Source organism: Streptomyces boncukensis (assembly GCF_011045075.1).
Classification (GTDB): Bacteria; Actinomycetota; Actinomycetes; order Streptomycetales; family Streptomycetaceae; genus Streptomyces; species Streptomyces boncukensis.
In genome coordinates this window covers 1-12087 of sequence record NZ_JAAKZZ010000206.1, presented here as the reverse complement: position 1 = coordinate 12087, position 12087 = coordinate 1, and the positions used below count along the sequence as shown (strand labels likewise).

15 protein-coding genes and 1 pseudogene are annotated in these 12087 nt (G+C 71.5%); 9 read left to right on the top strand and 7 right to left on the bottom strand.

Going from position 1 to position 12087, the window contains the following annotated elements:
• Positions 1–135 precede the first annotated feature (135 nt).
• The gene (locus G5C65_RS40175; protein WP_165300213.1) at positions 136–519 is read right to left on the bottom strand and encodes a cold shock domain-containing protein; all 384 of its coding nucleotides are present in this window, start codon (positions 517–519) and stop codon (positions 136–138) included.
• 245 nt (positions 520–764) lie between these two features.
• On the opposite strand from G5C65_RS40175, the gene G5C65_RS19780 reads away from it, so the two are divergent.
• Positions 765–1007, top strand: a complete 243-nt coding sequence (locus G5C65_RS19780; protein WP_165300212.1) for a hypothetical protein — start codon at positions 765–767, stop codon at positions 1005–1007.
• A gap of 39 nt (positions 1008–1046) precedes the next feature.
• Here G5C65_RS19780 and G5C65_RS19775 read toward each other — a convergent pair whose 3' ends face one another.
• Positions 1047–1658: an HAD family hydrolase gene (locus G5C65_RS19775; RefSeq protein ID WP_165300211.1), complete on the bottom strand. Its 612-nt coding sequence runs from the start codon at positions 1656–1658 to the stop codon at positions 1047–1049.
• A 68-nt stretch (positions 1659–1726) separates the two neighbouring features.
• Here G5C65_RS19775 and G5C65_RS19770 point away from each other — a divergent pair, with 68 nt between their 5' ends.
• The 5 genes from G5C65_RS19770 to G5C65_RS19750 are packed head-to-tail and all read left to right on the top strand — an operon-like array spanning position 1727 to position 6333.
• Positions 1727–2854: a FecCD family ABC transporter permease gene (locus G5C65_RS19770; protein ID WP_165300210.1), complete on the top strand. Its 1128-nt coding sequence runs from the start codon at positions 1727–1729 to the stop codon at positions 2852–2854.
• Positions 2851–3939 carry an iron chelate uptake ABC transporter family permease subunit gene (locus G5C65_RS19765; protein ID WP_165300209.1) on the top strand — a complete coding sequence of 363 codons (1089 nt, stop codon included), beginning with the start codon at positions 2851–2853 and terminating at the stop codon, positions 3937–3939. Before G5C65_RS19770 ends, G5C65_RS19765 begins: the two co-directional genes overlap by 4 nt.
• Positions 3936–4781 (top strand): ABC transporter ATP-binding protein, encoded by an 846-nt coding sequence (locus G5C65_RS19760; protein WP_165300208.1) that lies wholly within the window; start codon positions 3936–3938, stop codon positions 4779–4781. Before G5C65_RS19765 ends, G5C65_RS19760 begins: the two co-directional genes overlap by 4 nt.
• Positions 4778–5749: an ABC transporter substrate-binding protein gene (locus G5C65_RS19755; protein WP_165300207.1), complete on the top strand. Its 972-nt coding sequence runs from the start codon at positions 4778–4780 to the stop codon at positions 5747–5749. The genes G5C65_RS19760 and G5C65_RS19755 overlap by 4 nt, the downstream gene beginning before the upstream one ends.
• A gap of 47 nt (positions 5750–5796) precedes the next feature.
• Positions 5797–6333: a Uma2 family endonuclease gene (locus G5C65_RS19750; protein WP_241265912.1), complete on the top strand. Its 537-nt coding sequence runs from the start codon at positions 5797–5799 to the stop codon at positions 6331–6333.
• 23 nt (positions 6334–6356) lie between these two features.
• On the opposite strand, the gene G5C65_RS19745 is transcribed toward G5C65_RS19750, so the two are convergent.
• Both G5C65_RS19745 and G5C65_RS19740 read right to left on the bottom strand, forming a co-directional pair.
• Positions 6357–7055, bottom strand: coding sequence for a class I SAM-dependent methyltransferase (locus G5C65_RS19745; protein ID WP_338146536.1), 699 nt, complete (start codon positions 7053–7055; stop codon positions 6357–6359).
• 119 nt (positions 7056–7174) lie between these two features.
• Positions 7175–7639 (bottom strand): glycine-rich domain-containing protein, encoded by a 465-nt coding sequence (locus G5C65_RS19740; protein WP_165300205.1) that lies wholly within the window; start codon positions 7637–7639, stop codon positions 7175–7177.
• A 184-nt stretch (positions 7640–7823) separates the two neighbouring features.
• Here G5C65_RS19740 and G5C65_RS19735 point away from each other — a divergent pair.
• Positions 7824–9112, top strand: a pseudogene (locus tag G5C65_RS19735) (helix-turn-helix domain-containing protein).
• Positions 9113–9122: 10 nt separating this feature from the next.
• Here the strand turns inward: G5C65_RS19735 and G5C65_RS19730 are convergent.
• A complete protein-coding gene (locus G5C65_RS19730; RefSeq protein ID WP_165300204.1) occupies positions 9123–9449 on the bottom strand; it encodes a hypothetical protein in 327 nt (108 codons plus the stop codon).
• Between the two features lie 2 nt (positions 9450–9451).
• Complete coding sequence (locus G5C65_RS19725; RefSeq protein WP_165300203.1) at positions 9452–9616, bottom strand: hypothetical protein; 165 nt, start codon at positions 9614–9616, stop codon at positions 9452–9454.
• 9 nt (positions 9617–9625) lie between these two features.
• On the opposite strand from G5C65_RS19725, the gene G5C65_RS19720 reads away from it, so the two are divergent.
• Both G5C65_RS19720 and G5C65_RS19715 read left to right on the top strand, forming a co-directional pair.
• The gene (locus G5C65_RS19720; protein ID WP_165300202.1) at positions 9626–10483 is read left to right on the top strand and encodes a helix-turn-helix domain-containing protein; all 858 of its coding nucleotides are present in this window, start codon (positions 9626–9628) and stop codon (positions 10481–10483) included.
• Positions 10480–10722 carry a DUF397 domain-containing protein gene (locus tag G5C65_RS19715; RefSeq protein ID WP_165300201.1) on the top strand — a complete coding sequence of 81 codons (243 nt, stop codon included), beginning with the start codon at positions 10480–10482 and terminating at the stop codon, positions 10720–10722. Before G5C65_RS19720 ends, G5C65_RS19715 begins: the two co-directional genes overlap by 4 nt.
• Positions 10723–10805: 83 nt before the next feature.
• Here the strand turns inward: G5C65_RS19715 and G5C65_RS19710 are convergent, their stop codons facing one another.
• A complete protein-coding gene (locus G5C65_RS19710; RefSeq protein ID WP_338146535.1) occupies positions 10806–11888 on the bottom strand; it encodes a hypothetical protein in 1083 nt (360 codons plus the stop codon).
• Positions 11889–12087: the final 199 nt, after the last annotated feature.

Genomic DNA, 12087 nt, shown 5'->3' with positions numbered 1-12087 from the left:
GTGCGGGGGCTGCTCACGCGGGCTGCCGACGAGGGGCTGGTGCCGCCTCTCCCGCCGGAGGCCCTCGCGTTTCCGCGCAGTTCCCCGCGCCCCTGACGGGGCACGTCGCGCCCGCTCCGCCGGGGAGGGCGCTCCCTAGACGTCCAGCTGGTCGGCCACGGCGCGGAGCATGCCGGCGATCTTGCGGCCGTGCTGCTTGTCGGGGTACCGGCCGCGCTCCAGGGACTGGGACACGCCGTCCAGCAGCGTCGTGAGGTCCTGGACGATGGAGGCGAGCTCGTCCGGCTTGCGGCGCTGCGCCGCCGCCACCGAGGGCGCGGGGTCCAGCAAGGTCACGGAGAGCGCCTGGTCACCCCGCTGGCCCGCGACGACGCCGAACTCGACGCGCTGGCCGGGCTTGAGCGTGGCCACACCGTCCGGAAGGACGGACGAATGCACGAAGACATCGCCGCCGTCGTCGCGGGAGAGAAAGCCAAACCCTTTCTCGCTGTTGAACCACTTGACCTTGCCGGTAGGCACGTGAGTCCTCGTCCTTGTACTCGTCCGGATGTCCCGGGCTGCGGCTGCTGGATTACGGCTCTGCTGGTGAGGTGGCGGGGCAACACGGGACGCCGACATGGGCGAGACGCCCCCAAACCCCCTTCAATAGCAGTCGAGCGGGCCGAAAAGACCCGCCGACACCAAGGTTAATGGCCCATAGCCCGGTGGCAAGGTGCCGCCGAGTGGTTCCTCCCCGCTCCTGCCTCCCGGCCTACCCTGAGCGGGTGAACGCTGAAACTCCCGCCACCGGTGATCTTCTCGTACGAATCGGCGCCATCGTCTTCCTCGTCGGCGCGGTGGCCACGCTGGCGACCGTGGCCCCGCTCTTCCTGGGCACCGCGCGCTTCCCGGCCCCCGCGTACTTCGTGTGCATGCTGATGGGGCTGGGCTTCGCGCTCGCCGCCGCTGGGCTGCTGCGGTCCGCCGCGGCGCAGCGGGCCGCGGCGCGGGCGGAGTCGTCGCCCTGAGAGGGGGGACCGCGCCCTGGGAGGGGGCTGCGCCGACCGCTACGCCCCGGCCAGCCAGGCGGGGAAGTCCGTGAGGGCTGGGAGGACGATGTCGGCGCCGGCGGCCCGCAGTTCGCCGGCTCCGCACGGGCCCGTCGCGACTGCGACGGAGATCACACCGGCCGTACGGGCGCCCCGCACATCCCCCACGTGGTCGCCGACGTACGCGAAGGCGCCGTGCTCGCGCAGCGCCAGCGCCTTCTCCTCGGCCCACAGCTCGCCGATCAGCACGTCGGGCAGCAGCCCGAGGTGGTCGAGGTGGAGCTTCGCGTTGCCCTCGTGCTTCGCGGTGACGACGAGGGAGCGCCCGCCCCGCTCCCGTACGGCGGCCAGCGCCTCGTGGGCGCCGGGCAGCGCGGGGGAGGCGGCGATGGCGTGCCGCGGGTACAGCTCCCGGTAGCGGTCGGCCATGGCCGGAACCCGCTCCTCGGGGAACCAGTGGGCCAGCTCCTCGGCCAGCGGCGGACCGAGGCGGGTGACGGTCAGCTCGGCGTCGATGTACGTACCGGTCTGGCGGGCCAGCTCCCGGTAGGTGGCGCGGATGCCGGGGCGGGAGTCGACCAGGGTCATATCGAGGTCGAAGCCGACGGTCAGCGGGGAGTGAGCAGCCATACGATCATTGTGCCCTGCCCCCACCCCTTACACTTAGGGCTGCCTTACCTACCGCACCCGAGGACACGATGCACTCCGCCCCCTCCGCGACCACGCCGCCCGGCGCCCCGCGCGACAGCGCCGGGGCCGGGGCCGACGACGGCAGCGACAGCGGCAGCAGCGGCGGCGTCGGCGGCAGCGCCGCGCGCACCCCGCGCCGGGCCTCGCTGACGCGGCGGCTGGGCTGGACGCTGGCGGCGGTGGCCGCGCTGGCGCTGGCCTGCCTGCTGAGCCTGGCGCTGGGCAGCCGCGTGATCCCGGCGTCCGAGGTGTGGCACGTCCTGCTGCACGGCGGCGACAGCAACGCCGCCGAGGTCATCCGCTCCATGCGGGTGCCCCGCACGCTGGTCGGCCTGATGGTCGGCGCGGCGCTCGGCATCGCCGGAACGGTGATGCAGGGGCTCACCCGCAACCCCATCGCCGAGCCCGGCATCCTGGGCGTCAGCCAGGGCGCCGCGGTCGGGGTGGTGTGCGCCATCGCGTTCGCCGGGGTGCACTCGCTGACCGGCTATGTGTGGTTCGCGTTCCTGGGGGCCGGGGCCGCGGCGGTCGCCGTCTACGCCGTCGCGGCGCGCGGCCGGGGCGGGGCGACGCCGGTGAAGCTGGCGCTCGCGGGCGCGGCGGTCAACGCGCTGCTGGTGTCCGTGATCTCCGCGATCCTCACCACGCGGGCCGCCGCGCTGGACGAGTTCCGGTTCTGGCAGGTCGGCTCGCTCTCCGGGCGCGACGCCGAGATCGCGGGGCAGATCTGGCCGTTCCTGCTGGCCGGGCTGGTGCTCGTGCTGTCGGTCGCGCGCGGGCTGGACGCGCTGGCGCTGGGCGAGGACGTCGCGAAGGGGCTCGGCCAGAACGTGGCGGTGGTCCGGATCGTGGGCGGGCTCGGTGCGACGGTGCTCACCGGGGTGGGGGTGTCGGCCGCCGGGCCGATCGCGTTCGTCGGGCTGGCGGTGCCGCACATCGCCCGCGCGATCGTGGGCGGCGACCACCGGTGGCTCCTTCCGATGGCCGCGCTCCTGGGCCCCGTCGTCCTGCTGGTCTCCGACGTGGTGGGGCGGGTGGCCATGCGCCCCGGCGAGGTTCCAGCGGGGGTGATGACGGCGCTGATCGGGGTGCCGTTCCTGATCGCGCTCGTGCGGCGGAAGGCGGTCCCGGCGTGACCGGCTCGCTCTCCGCGCCCCGGCAGGGGGTGCCCGCCGGGTACCGGAGCATACGGACGCGCCGGACGTCGTGGCTGGTGCACACGAGGGCCACCTGGGTCGCCCTCGCCCTCATGGCCGCCCTCTTCGCTGCGGCCGTCGCCAGTCTGACCCTCGGCGAGACCACGGTCGCGCCCACCGAGGTCGTCAAGGTGATGTTCGGCCGGCCGTCCCCGGACGAGCTGGTCGTCGGCACGCTGCGGATGCCCCGCCTGGTCGTCGGCCTCCTCGCGGGCGCCGCGCTGGGCGTCGCGGGCGCCCTCATCCAGACCGTGGCCCGCAACCCGCTCGCCAGCCCCGAGATCATCGGTGTGACGCACGGCGCGTCCGCGCTGACGGTCGGCGCGATGACGTACGGCGTCACCTCGTACGCAGCGCTGCCCTACCTCTCCGTCACCGGCGGGCTGCTGGCGGCGGCCCTGGTCTACCTCTTCGCGTGGCGCGGCGGCCTGCACGCCACCCGCTTCGTGCTGATCGGCATCGGCATCTCGGTGGCGCTGCGCTCCGTCACACAGCTGTTCCTCACCAAGGGGGACTATCTCGTCGCGCAGCAGGCCAAGGTGTGGATGACGGGCTCCCTCAACGGCCGCGGCTGGGACCAGGCGGGCCCGCTGGGCATCGCCCTGCTGCTGTTGCTGCCGCTGGTCGTGTGGTCGGCGCGCGCCCAGCGCAGCGTCACCCTGGACGACGACACGGCCACGGCCCTCGGCGTCCATCTGGGCCGCAACCGCCTGGGCCTGGTCTTCACCGGCGTGGTCCTCGCGTCCGTCGCGACGGGCGCGGCGGGCCCCATCGACTTCGTGGCGCTGCTCTCCCCGCAGATCGCCCGCCGGCTGACCCGTACCGCGCAGATCCCGCTGGTCTCCTCCGCGCTGCTGGGCGCGTTCATCGTCACGCTGGGGGATCTGCTGGCCCGCAAGCTGTTCGCGCCGACCGAGCTGCCGGTGGGGGTGCTGACGGCGGCGGTCGGTGCCCCGTATCTGATCTGGCTGATCGTGCGCACGAGCCGCAGCGGCCGCAGTGCAAGCGCTGGAGCGAAGCAATGAGCGAGAGCCCGACATCCCGCCTGGTGGCCCGCGAGCTGACGCTGGCCTACGACGACCACACGGTCGTCGCGGACCTGGACCTGGACGTGCCGGACGGCGAGGTCACGGTGGTCGTGGGCCCGAACGCGTGCGGGAAGTCGACCACCCTGCGCGCCCTCGGCCGGCTACTGAAGCCGAAGCGCGGCTCCGTCCTGCTGGACGGCACCCAGCTGGCCCGGATCCCGACGAAGCGGATCGCGCAGTCGATCGGGCTGCTGCCGCAGTCCCCGGTAGCGCCGGAGGCGATCACCGTGGCCGACCTCGTCTCACGCGGGCGGCAGCCGCACCAGCACTGGTGGCAGCAGTGGTCCGAGGAGGACGAGCGGGCCGTCACCGACGCGATGGAGCGCACGGACGTCACGGCGCTCGGCGACCGCCTGGTGGACGAGCTGTCCGGCGGCCAGCGGCAGCGCGTGTGGATCGCGATGGCCCTCGCCCAGGACACCGACCTCCTCCTGCTGGACGAGCCGACGACGTACCTCGACATCGCGCACCAGGTCGAGGTCCTGGACCTGGTCCGCCAGCTCGCGGTGCCCACCCCCGGGGGCGGGCGGGGCCGCACGGTGGTGATGGTGCTGCACGACCTCAACCAGGCGGCCCGGTACGCCGATCACCTGGTCGCGATGAAGGCGGGCCGGATAGCGGCGCAGGGCCGCCCCGGCGACATCGTCACCGCGGAGCTCGTCCGCGAGGTCTTCGGCCTCGCCTCCCTCGTCGTTCCCTGCCCGGTCACGGGCGACCCGCTCGTCGTCCCCGACGCTCCCCGCATCACCTCACCCCGAAAGGCGGCCACGCCATCATGAAGGTCACCAGGACCGCTCTTCTGACCTCCCTCACCCTGGCCTCCGCGCTGTCGCTGGCGGCGTGCGGCTCGGACGGCGACTCCGGCTCCGACGGCGGCGACAAGGGCGGCAAGCACACCGTCCGGACCGCCAACGGCCCGGTGGAGGTGCCCGACAGCCCCCGGCGCGTGGTGGTCCTGGACACCGCCGAACTGGACTCCGCGATCACCCTCGGCGTCAAGCCCGTGGGCGCCACGACGGCCCAGCCGGGCAAGCCCTTCCTCTCCTACCTCCCCGAGGACGAGGTGAAGGGCATCGAGAACGTCGGCGTCATCGGCCAGCCGAACCTGGAGAAGGTCGCGTCCCTGAAGCCGGACCTGATCCTGACCAGCAAGGTGCGCGACGCCAAGCGCTACGACGAGCTCAAGAAGATCGCCCCGACCGTGATGACGGAGACGACGGGCTACCCCTGGAAGCAGAACTTCCAGGTCCACGCCGACGCGCTGGGCAAGAAGGCCGAGGCGAAGCAGGTCCTCGCGGACTACAAGGCGCACACCGCGAAGGTCACCAAGGCCCTGGGCGGCGCGGAGAAGGCGTCGAAGACCGAGGCGAGCGTCATCCGCTTCCAGGAGGGCTCCGACACCCGCATCTACGGCAAGAAGGCGTACATCGCCACCCTCCTGGACGACGTCGGCCTGGGCCGCCCCGCGGTGGCCGACCAGGCCAAGGACTACGACGGCCTGGCCATGGACGTCAGCCCCGAACAGGTCGACAAGGGCGACGCGGACGTCGTCTTCTACACCTCCTACGGGGACACGCAGAAGTCGGGCGAGAAGAAGGCCGTCAAGAGCCCGCTGTGGAAGAACATGCGCGCGGTGAAGAACGGCAAGGCGTTCCACGTCGAGGACGAGCTGTGGATCCAGGGCATCGGCTACACGGCCGCCCACAAGATCCTGGACGAGATGCGGGACGACTTGACGGAGAAGTGAGGGCGGGGTCCGGGATCACGCATAATACGGAGAGGAGGTGAGCCGCCATGTCGGTCATGGATGATCTCGTCAGAGGCGTGATCCCCGAGGGATACCAGATCGAGCTGTTCGAAGGAACCGTGATCATGACTCCGCAGGGCCCTGAGCAGTCCCGGACCGTCTTCCGGCTCAGCTCCGCCGCCGAGGCCGCGGAGCTCCCGGCGGAGCGTGTACTGAGCGACGTCTTGATCAAGTTTCCCGGTGAGAACGACGCCGCACCCGACCTCACCATCCTGGCCGAAGGCGCCACCCGCGCGGGCAACAGCTACTTCTCCCACGACGTCCTGGCCGTCGTCGAGGTCCCCTCGGAGCCGGACGACGACAAGGACTACGTCCGCAACGTCCGCAAGTACGGCCGCTACGGCATCCGCACCTACCTCGTGGCCGACCCCTTCAAGGGGGTCTGCACGCTCATGACGGAGCCGTACGCGACCGGCTACGGCAAGGTGCAGGAGGTCCCCTACGGCGAGACGGTCACCCTGTACCTGGACTCCGGCGAGGTCGTCCCGATCGACACGAGCACCTTCCCCGTGCACCAGGGCTGACGGCCCGCACCCGCCGGTATCTCTCAGCCGGTGCGGGTGCCTCCATCGCGGATGGCCTTCACCAGCAGAGTGCTCGCGGCACGCGATCCGCCGTCCACAAACGGGATCCCGGTGCCGATCTCGGTGAACCCGGCTTCACCGAGCAGCTTGGTCCATACGTGCTCCTGGAGTACCCAGCGGCGCATGGTGGCCGCCTCGCCGTCCGGTGTCTTCGCCGGGATGTCGGCGTGGACCGCATCGTGCTGGGCGGGCGCACCGCCCAGGTAGTGGGCGAGGGTGGAGAACACAAGCCGTCCGCCGGGGCGCAGCGCGGCGAACGCCGCTGGCAGCAGCTCGCGCGGGTCGGTGAAGTCCGCGGCGCCGAAGACGCTGTAGAGCACGTCGTAGGTGCCGGTGGCGGAACGCAGGTGTGCCACGGCGTCGGACGGGACGATGCGCAAGCGCGGCGTGAGGTGGCGGAAGAGATCGAGCGCCATGGCCTGCTGCGCCGGAGAGGCGTCGACAGCGACGACCCGGGCCGGGGAGTGGTGAGTGGCCAGGTGGGCGGCGTGCCGGGCCGTTCCGGAGCCGAGGTCGCCGACGACCCGGCCGGTCAGGTTGCCGAGGATCTCCGGGCCCGGGCCGCCGTCCTGGCTCCAGGTCCAGTGGAAGCACGCCGGCACGGAGCGGTCGCGCGCGGCGCGGGTGCGGCCGTAGTGGTACCAGAGGTCTTCGGTGGTCACCCGGCCCATCCTGGCGGGCCTGCCCCGGTTACGGACAGGTTCGCCGCAATCTCACCGAGCGCGCCCGGAGCGCGGCCGGTCACCGGCCGTGCCCCGGGGCGCCGCTGTGGCGGGGCGATTCAGTGTGAGTCGTTGCCCGGGTGGCACGGGCCGCACTCGGCGGCGTCCGCCCACAGGGGCAGGTCGACCTCCCAGCCGTCATCTGCGACGCGCTGTGCCGTCCGCATCACGGAGCCGTCGAGCTTGAACCCGACCTTGGGCACATGGTGCAGGAAGTGCCCGTCGTTGAAGCGGTCGCACAGCTCGGCATACGCCGCGGTGTCCAGGATGATCGTGTGGACGCCGATGTCGACGAGCGTGCTGGGGGCGAGGCCCAGCGACTCGCCCCGGTGCCGCATCGCGGTCAGCAGGTAGGCATACCCCTGGCCCAGGACGCGGGCAGCCATGACCGAGTCGTACGGATGGTCGCGCATCAGGAGCCCGACCTGCTTGTTCCACAGATCGTCAGGCACAACCTCGCGCACGGAGCGAACCGGCCCGGTCACCGGGTCGGCGACGAGTGGGGATATAACTTCGGTTGCCATGGGTGCCTCCGATGGACGGTGCCCCGGGGCCCGGGGCGACAGTTCCACCGCACCGCACTGACCGCTCCTGCGAGGGTCCGCTCGCTCGTCACGCAATGAGTTTGCACGGTGTGCACACGGCCTCGACGCCCTGTTGTGGGACTCTTACCGTAGACACCTCGGTGGTGCGGCGTGGGAGGGCCCGATGCCCGTTGACCCGCTCTGGAACAGCGTGAAAGCACAAGAGTTAGCCGCGCAACGGCGCACCGGAGCCCTGATCCGACTCGGCCGCCGACACCGCGCCTGGTCGCTGGCCGCGCTCGGGGACCGGCTCGGCTGCTCGCCCGCCACAGTATCCCGGCTGGAGCGGCGCTCACGGATCGTAGACCTCGCCCTTGTGCATCGCGCCGCGCGTGAAGTCGGCGTGCCCCGACACATCCTGATGACTTCTCTCGCGCCACCCCTCGCGACAGCACCGGCCGCAACTAGAGTGACGGCCAGTCCGCACGCTGAGGAGGACCCTATGCGCCGCCGTACGCTGCTCACTGCCACGGTGCCGCCAGTCCGGTCGCTCTGCTGACGGGGCTGGACGACGCTCTCGCCGACACCCCCGCCCCGCCGGGCGCTGGGCCCCTGGATCGCCGCTTGACCGCCGCGCGCGAGCTGTACGACAAGGGCGCACACCAGCGGCTCCTCGCCGCGCTGCCCGGCCTCATCGCGGACGGGCACGCCGCCGCTGCCTCCCGCCGCGACCTCGACCAGGCGCTCCTCTCCTCTGTCTACAGCCTCGCCTCCGCCGTGCTCATCAAGCTCGGCTGCTACGACCGGGCCCGGTCCACGGCGGACCGCGCCCGCACCTGGGCCGAGGTATCCGGTTCGCCGCTCGCGACGGCTGCCGCCGCCCGGGAGTGGGCGATCGTGCTGCGCCACCAGCAGCAGTTCACCGACGCGCAGCGCGTCATGTCCTCGGCAGCCGCAGACGTGGAAGCGACCGGGCTGCGCACCGACGCTGCTGCTTCCGCCTATGCGCAGATGCTCTGCACCCTCGCCTACACCGCTGCCCGGGGCGGGCAGCGTACCGATGCCCTCGCAATGACCGAGGAGGCGCGCCGCGCCGCCAGGCGGCTTCCCGAGACACCTCCGGCCAGCCGCCTTTTCCCCCTCAGCCCCGCCGCCGTCGACCTGTACGCGGTCGGCGTGCACTGGGCGCTCGGAGACGCGGGTGCCGCCCTGGAAACCGGGAAGGATCTGCGCGCGGAGCAGTTCCCGACCGCCGAGCGCAGGGCCCGCATGGGCACCGACATGGCACGGGCCTGGTGGGCCTGGAACCGTCCCGAACAGGCCACCCACGCCCTGCTGGACGCCTACCGCGCCAGTCCCGGGGAGGTCCGGGACCGGCCCGCGATCCGCGGGATCATCACCGAACTTGCCGAGCGGCATCCCCGCATCAGCGGCGTTCGTGAGTTGCACACCGCGGTGACACGAGCGTCCTGAGCAGTAGGGCTCAGCCCGGGCCCGACGTGCTGCGGGGGCGCAGCGCGGCCCGTGTCTCGGCACGCTCCAGGGTGACGTCCAGGTGCCCGGCGAGGATGACCCGCACCCGCCCCGGGCCGAGCGCGACCCGGCGGAGAACCTGGGCATAGCCCCCGTCGAACGCCAGCAGATCCCCCACCCGCACGGTGTCCGCGTCCACGGTGACGGGGATCGCCTGGGGCCGCGGCGGCAGGCCCCACACCGTGCAGGCCGGGTAGATGCGCCGCCCGCACGCGGTGCAGTACTTCCCGCCCTCGCGCTGCTCCAGCCCGGGATGCGCGCACCCGCCCGATGCCACGGTCACCCCTCGCCCACGGGGACCAGGGCGTCCACAGACGTCGTCCACTCGCGCCCGCCGCCGACCGGCCGGAGGAACGCCAGCTCCGGGAGCTTCGCCGGCTCCCGCGTCTCCGTCGGCTCCCGGAACGGGAGCACCGCCATCAGCTCCCCTAGGCGATGCCACATGATGCGGCCATGGCCCAGAGCGATATGCCCACGATGCGGAGCAGGCGGTTCGGCAACGAACTGCGCCGCCTCCGCGAAGAAGCAGGCTTGAAGGTGCAGGACGCGGCGGAGCGGCTGGAGTGCGGCCAGCCCAAGATCTCGCAGATCGAGACCGGCAAGCGGGGGATCCGACCGCTCGACCTGACCGTCCTGTTCGATCTGTACGGCGTGGAGGACGAGGGTCGGCGCGCCGATCTCCGGCGCCTGGCCAAGGACATCCACAAAGTCGACTGGTGGAGCGGCGAGAGCTCGCTGCTGGACCAAGGGCTGAAGGACTTCCTCATGCTGGAAGCGGACTCCGAACTGGTCCGGGTGTACGAGCCCGCCGTACTGCCCGGCCTGCTCCAGACCGACGCGTACATGCGCAGCCTCTTCGAGGCCGGATCGGAGCCGGAGAAGACGGAAACCAACGCGCGGGCCCGGCTGAAGCGGCGGGAACTGCTGGACAACCACCGGGACTTCCGCGTCCGTGCCGTGATCGACGTTCCCGCGCTGCACCGGCTCGGCGAGTCGCCGGGGCTGGCCAGGGAGCAGTGGGAGCACATCCTCACCGTGGGGCGACGGAGGAACGTCCAGATCCAGTGCCTTCCGCTGGAGGCGAGGATCCCGCTGCGGCAGTACGCTCCCTTCACCCTCTGCACGCTGCGCGGCGAACCCCCGCTGGACGTAGTGTGGTTGGAGCACATGAGCGGTGGTACGTTGCTGGAGCAGCATCCTGACGTGCAGCTTTACTTGCAGGCGTGGGATGACCTGACGGCTGCGGCCCTGTCTCCGTCGGAGACTCGCCACTACATCGACGACCTCATCGGCAAGGAACGCGAATCATGACACCGAGGAACGCGCCACCCCCGGCGAACGACGAGTTCGATGGCGCGTACTGGCACACGAGCAGCTACAGCGGGCAGAACAACAACTGCGTCGAGCGGGGGATCCTCGCTGACGGCCGCCAGGCCGTGCGCGATACCAAGGACCCGGCGCGGCGGGAGGCCCTGCTCTTCGAAGCCCCCGCGTGGTCCCGCTTCCTCAGCGCCGTCAGGGACGGCTGGATCTGCGGCAATGCCATGTGACCTACCCGAAGACGGCTGGCACAAGTCGTCCTACAGCAGCAGCACGGACACCTTTCCTAGGCATCCGACGGTGATGTAGGGGATCAAGGCGAGGGCGGGGTGTGCGTCCGGTGCTGTCTGCCGTAGCTTGCGCGGCTACGCGCCGCTGCCGGGGGACCCCCATCCGGCTCTGCTTGCTGTGCGGCCACCTGGGCATAGCGACGGGCCACCTCGCGGTAAGCCTCCTTGGGCGTCCACTGCGCGGAGTCGTCAGGAGAGATCTTCACCACCCCGAAGCCTGCCATGTCCAGGTCGCGGGCCGAGTCGTCGTGGTGGGGGAAGTCCCGCATGGCGAAGGTGTAGACGAAGCAGCCGTGGACACCGCGGGCGGCGTACAGCCCGATGAGCTCGCCGAGGTAGGCGGCCTGAGTATGCTCGTCGCGCACGTGCCCGCGCTTGATGCGAGGTGGGTCGGTGAACCACCGCACAATGCGGAACGAGCCCGGCCCGCGGCGCTCTGCTCCGGGGAAGGCGCCGCAGCCGAACTCGGTGATGACTACCGGCTTGCCTGTCTGGTCAGCGCGGCGCAGCAGGTCGTCGAGTTGTTGTTCGTAGGCGTGGGGGTTGTCGCCGAAGCGGTAGAGGTTGACGCCGGCGATGTCGAAGCCGGACCAGTCGACCTGCTCCCAGTGGCCCGCGGCGTAGGTGACGGGGCCTTGGAAGTGGTGGCGGGCGGTGGCCAGGGTCTCGGCGAGCAGCACGCGCAGCTTGCGGGTGATGCGGCGGTCGAACAGGCGCCGCCAGCGCGGGCGCACCAAGGTCTGCAGGCGCACGAAGACTCGCGGCCCCGGGAGCATGCCGCGCTGCGTCAACGAGAACTCGCTGCCCACCAGCAGCGTCACCCGCTCTGGATGCTGGACGCGCAGTTCCTCGGCGCCGACGGCCATCTGCGCCAGGTGCGCCAGTAGCTCGGCGCGCGGGCGGTCGGCAAGGTAGGGCCGCACGTAGACATCGAGCCCGATGTCCAGTGCGGTACGGGCGGCCTGCAGCTGCGGTCCGACGTCGCTGCCGATCAGCATGACGGCCGTGCAGTGCAGATCCTCGCGGATCGCCCGCAGGTCGTGACGCAGGACGTCACCCTCGACTTCCCCGGTGACGTAGGAGATTCCCTTGGCTGTGAAGCTCACTTCGCATGTGTAGCACACCGTTCCGCCGAGCACCCTCACCATGCCCGCCTTGATCCCCTACACCACGTGGCGGCAACACCGTTGCTTTTGGTGGGCGGCGTCGGTGTCAAGGGGGCGAACAGCGGGGCGGGACCTCGGGTAGGTCCCTTGGTGTCGAGCCAGGGGCGAGCAACCCGGAGGTCCCGTTGTTACCGAAGTC

Bases quoted from the DNA above. Each gene is read 5' to 3' on its own strand.
- G5C65_RS19775 (WP_165300211.1), bottom strand. From the start codon at position 1,658: ATGGCTGCTCACTCCCCGCTGACCGTCGGCTTCGACCTCGATATGACC.
- G5C65_RS19770 (WP_165300210.1), top strand. From the start codon at position 1,727: ATGCACTCCGCCCCCTCCGCGACCACGCCGCCCGGCGCCCCGCGCGAC.
- G5C65_RS19760 (WP_165300208.1), top strand. From the start codon at position 3,936: ATGAGCGAGAGCCCGACATCCCGCCTGGTGGCCCGCGAGCTGACGCTG.
- G5C65_RS19755 (WP_165300207.1), top strand. From the start codon at position 4,778: ATGAAGGTCACCAGGACCGCTCTTCTGACCTCCCTCACCCTGGCCTCC.
- G5C65_RS19750 (WP_241265912.1), top strand. From the start codon at position 5,797: ATGTCGGTCATGGATGATCTCGTCAGAGGCGTGATCCCCGAGGGATAC.
- G5C65_RS19740 (WP_165300205.1), bottom strand. From the start codon at position 7,639: ATGGCAACCGAAGTTATATCCCCACTCGTCGCCGACCCGGTGACCGGG.
- G5C65_RS19725 (WP_165300203.1), bottom strand. From the start codon at position 9,616: ATGTGGCATCGCCTAGGGGAGCTGATGGCGGTGCTCCCGTTCCGGGAG.
- G5C65_RS19720 (WP_165300202.1), top strand. From the start codon at position 9,626: ATGGCCCAGAGCGATATGCCCACGATGCGGAGCAGGCGGTTCGGCAAC.
- G5C65_RS19715 (WP_165300201.1), top strand. From the start codon at position 10,480: ATGACACCGAGGAACGCGCCACCCCCGGCGAACGACGAGTTCGATGGC.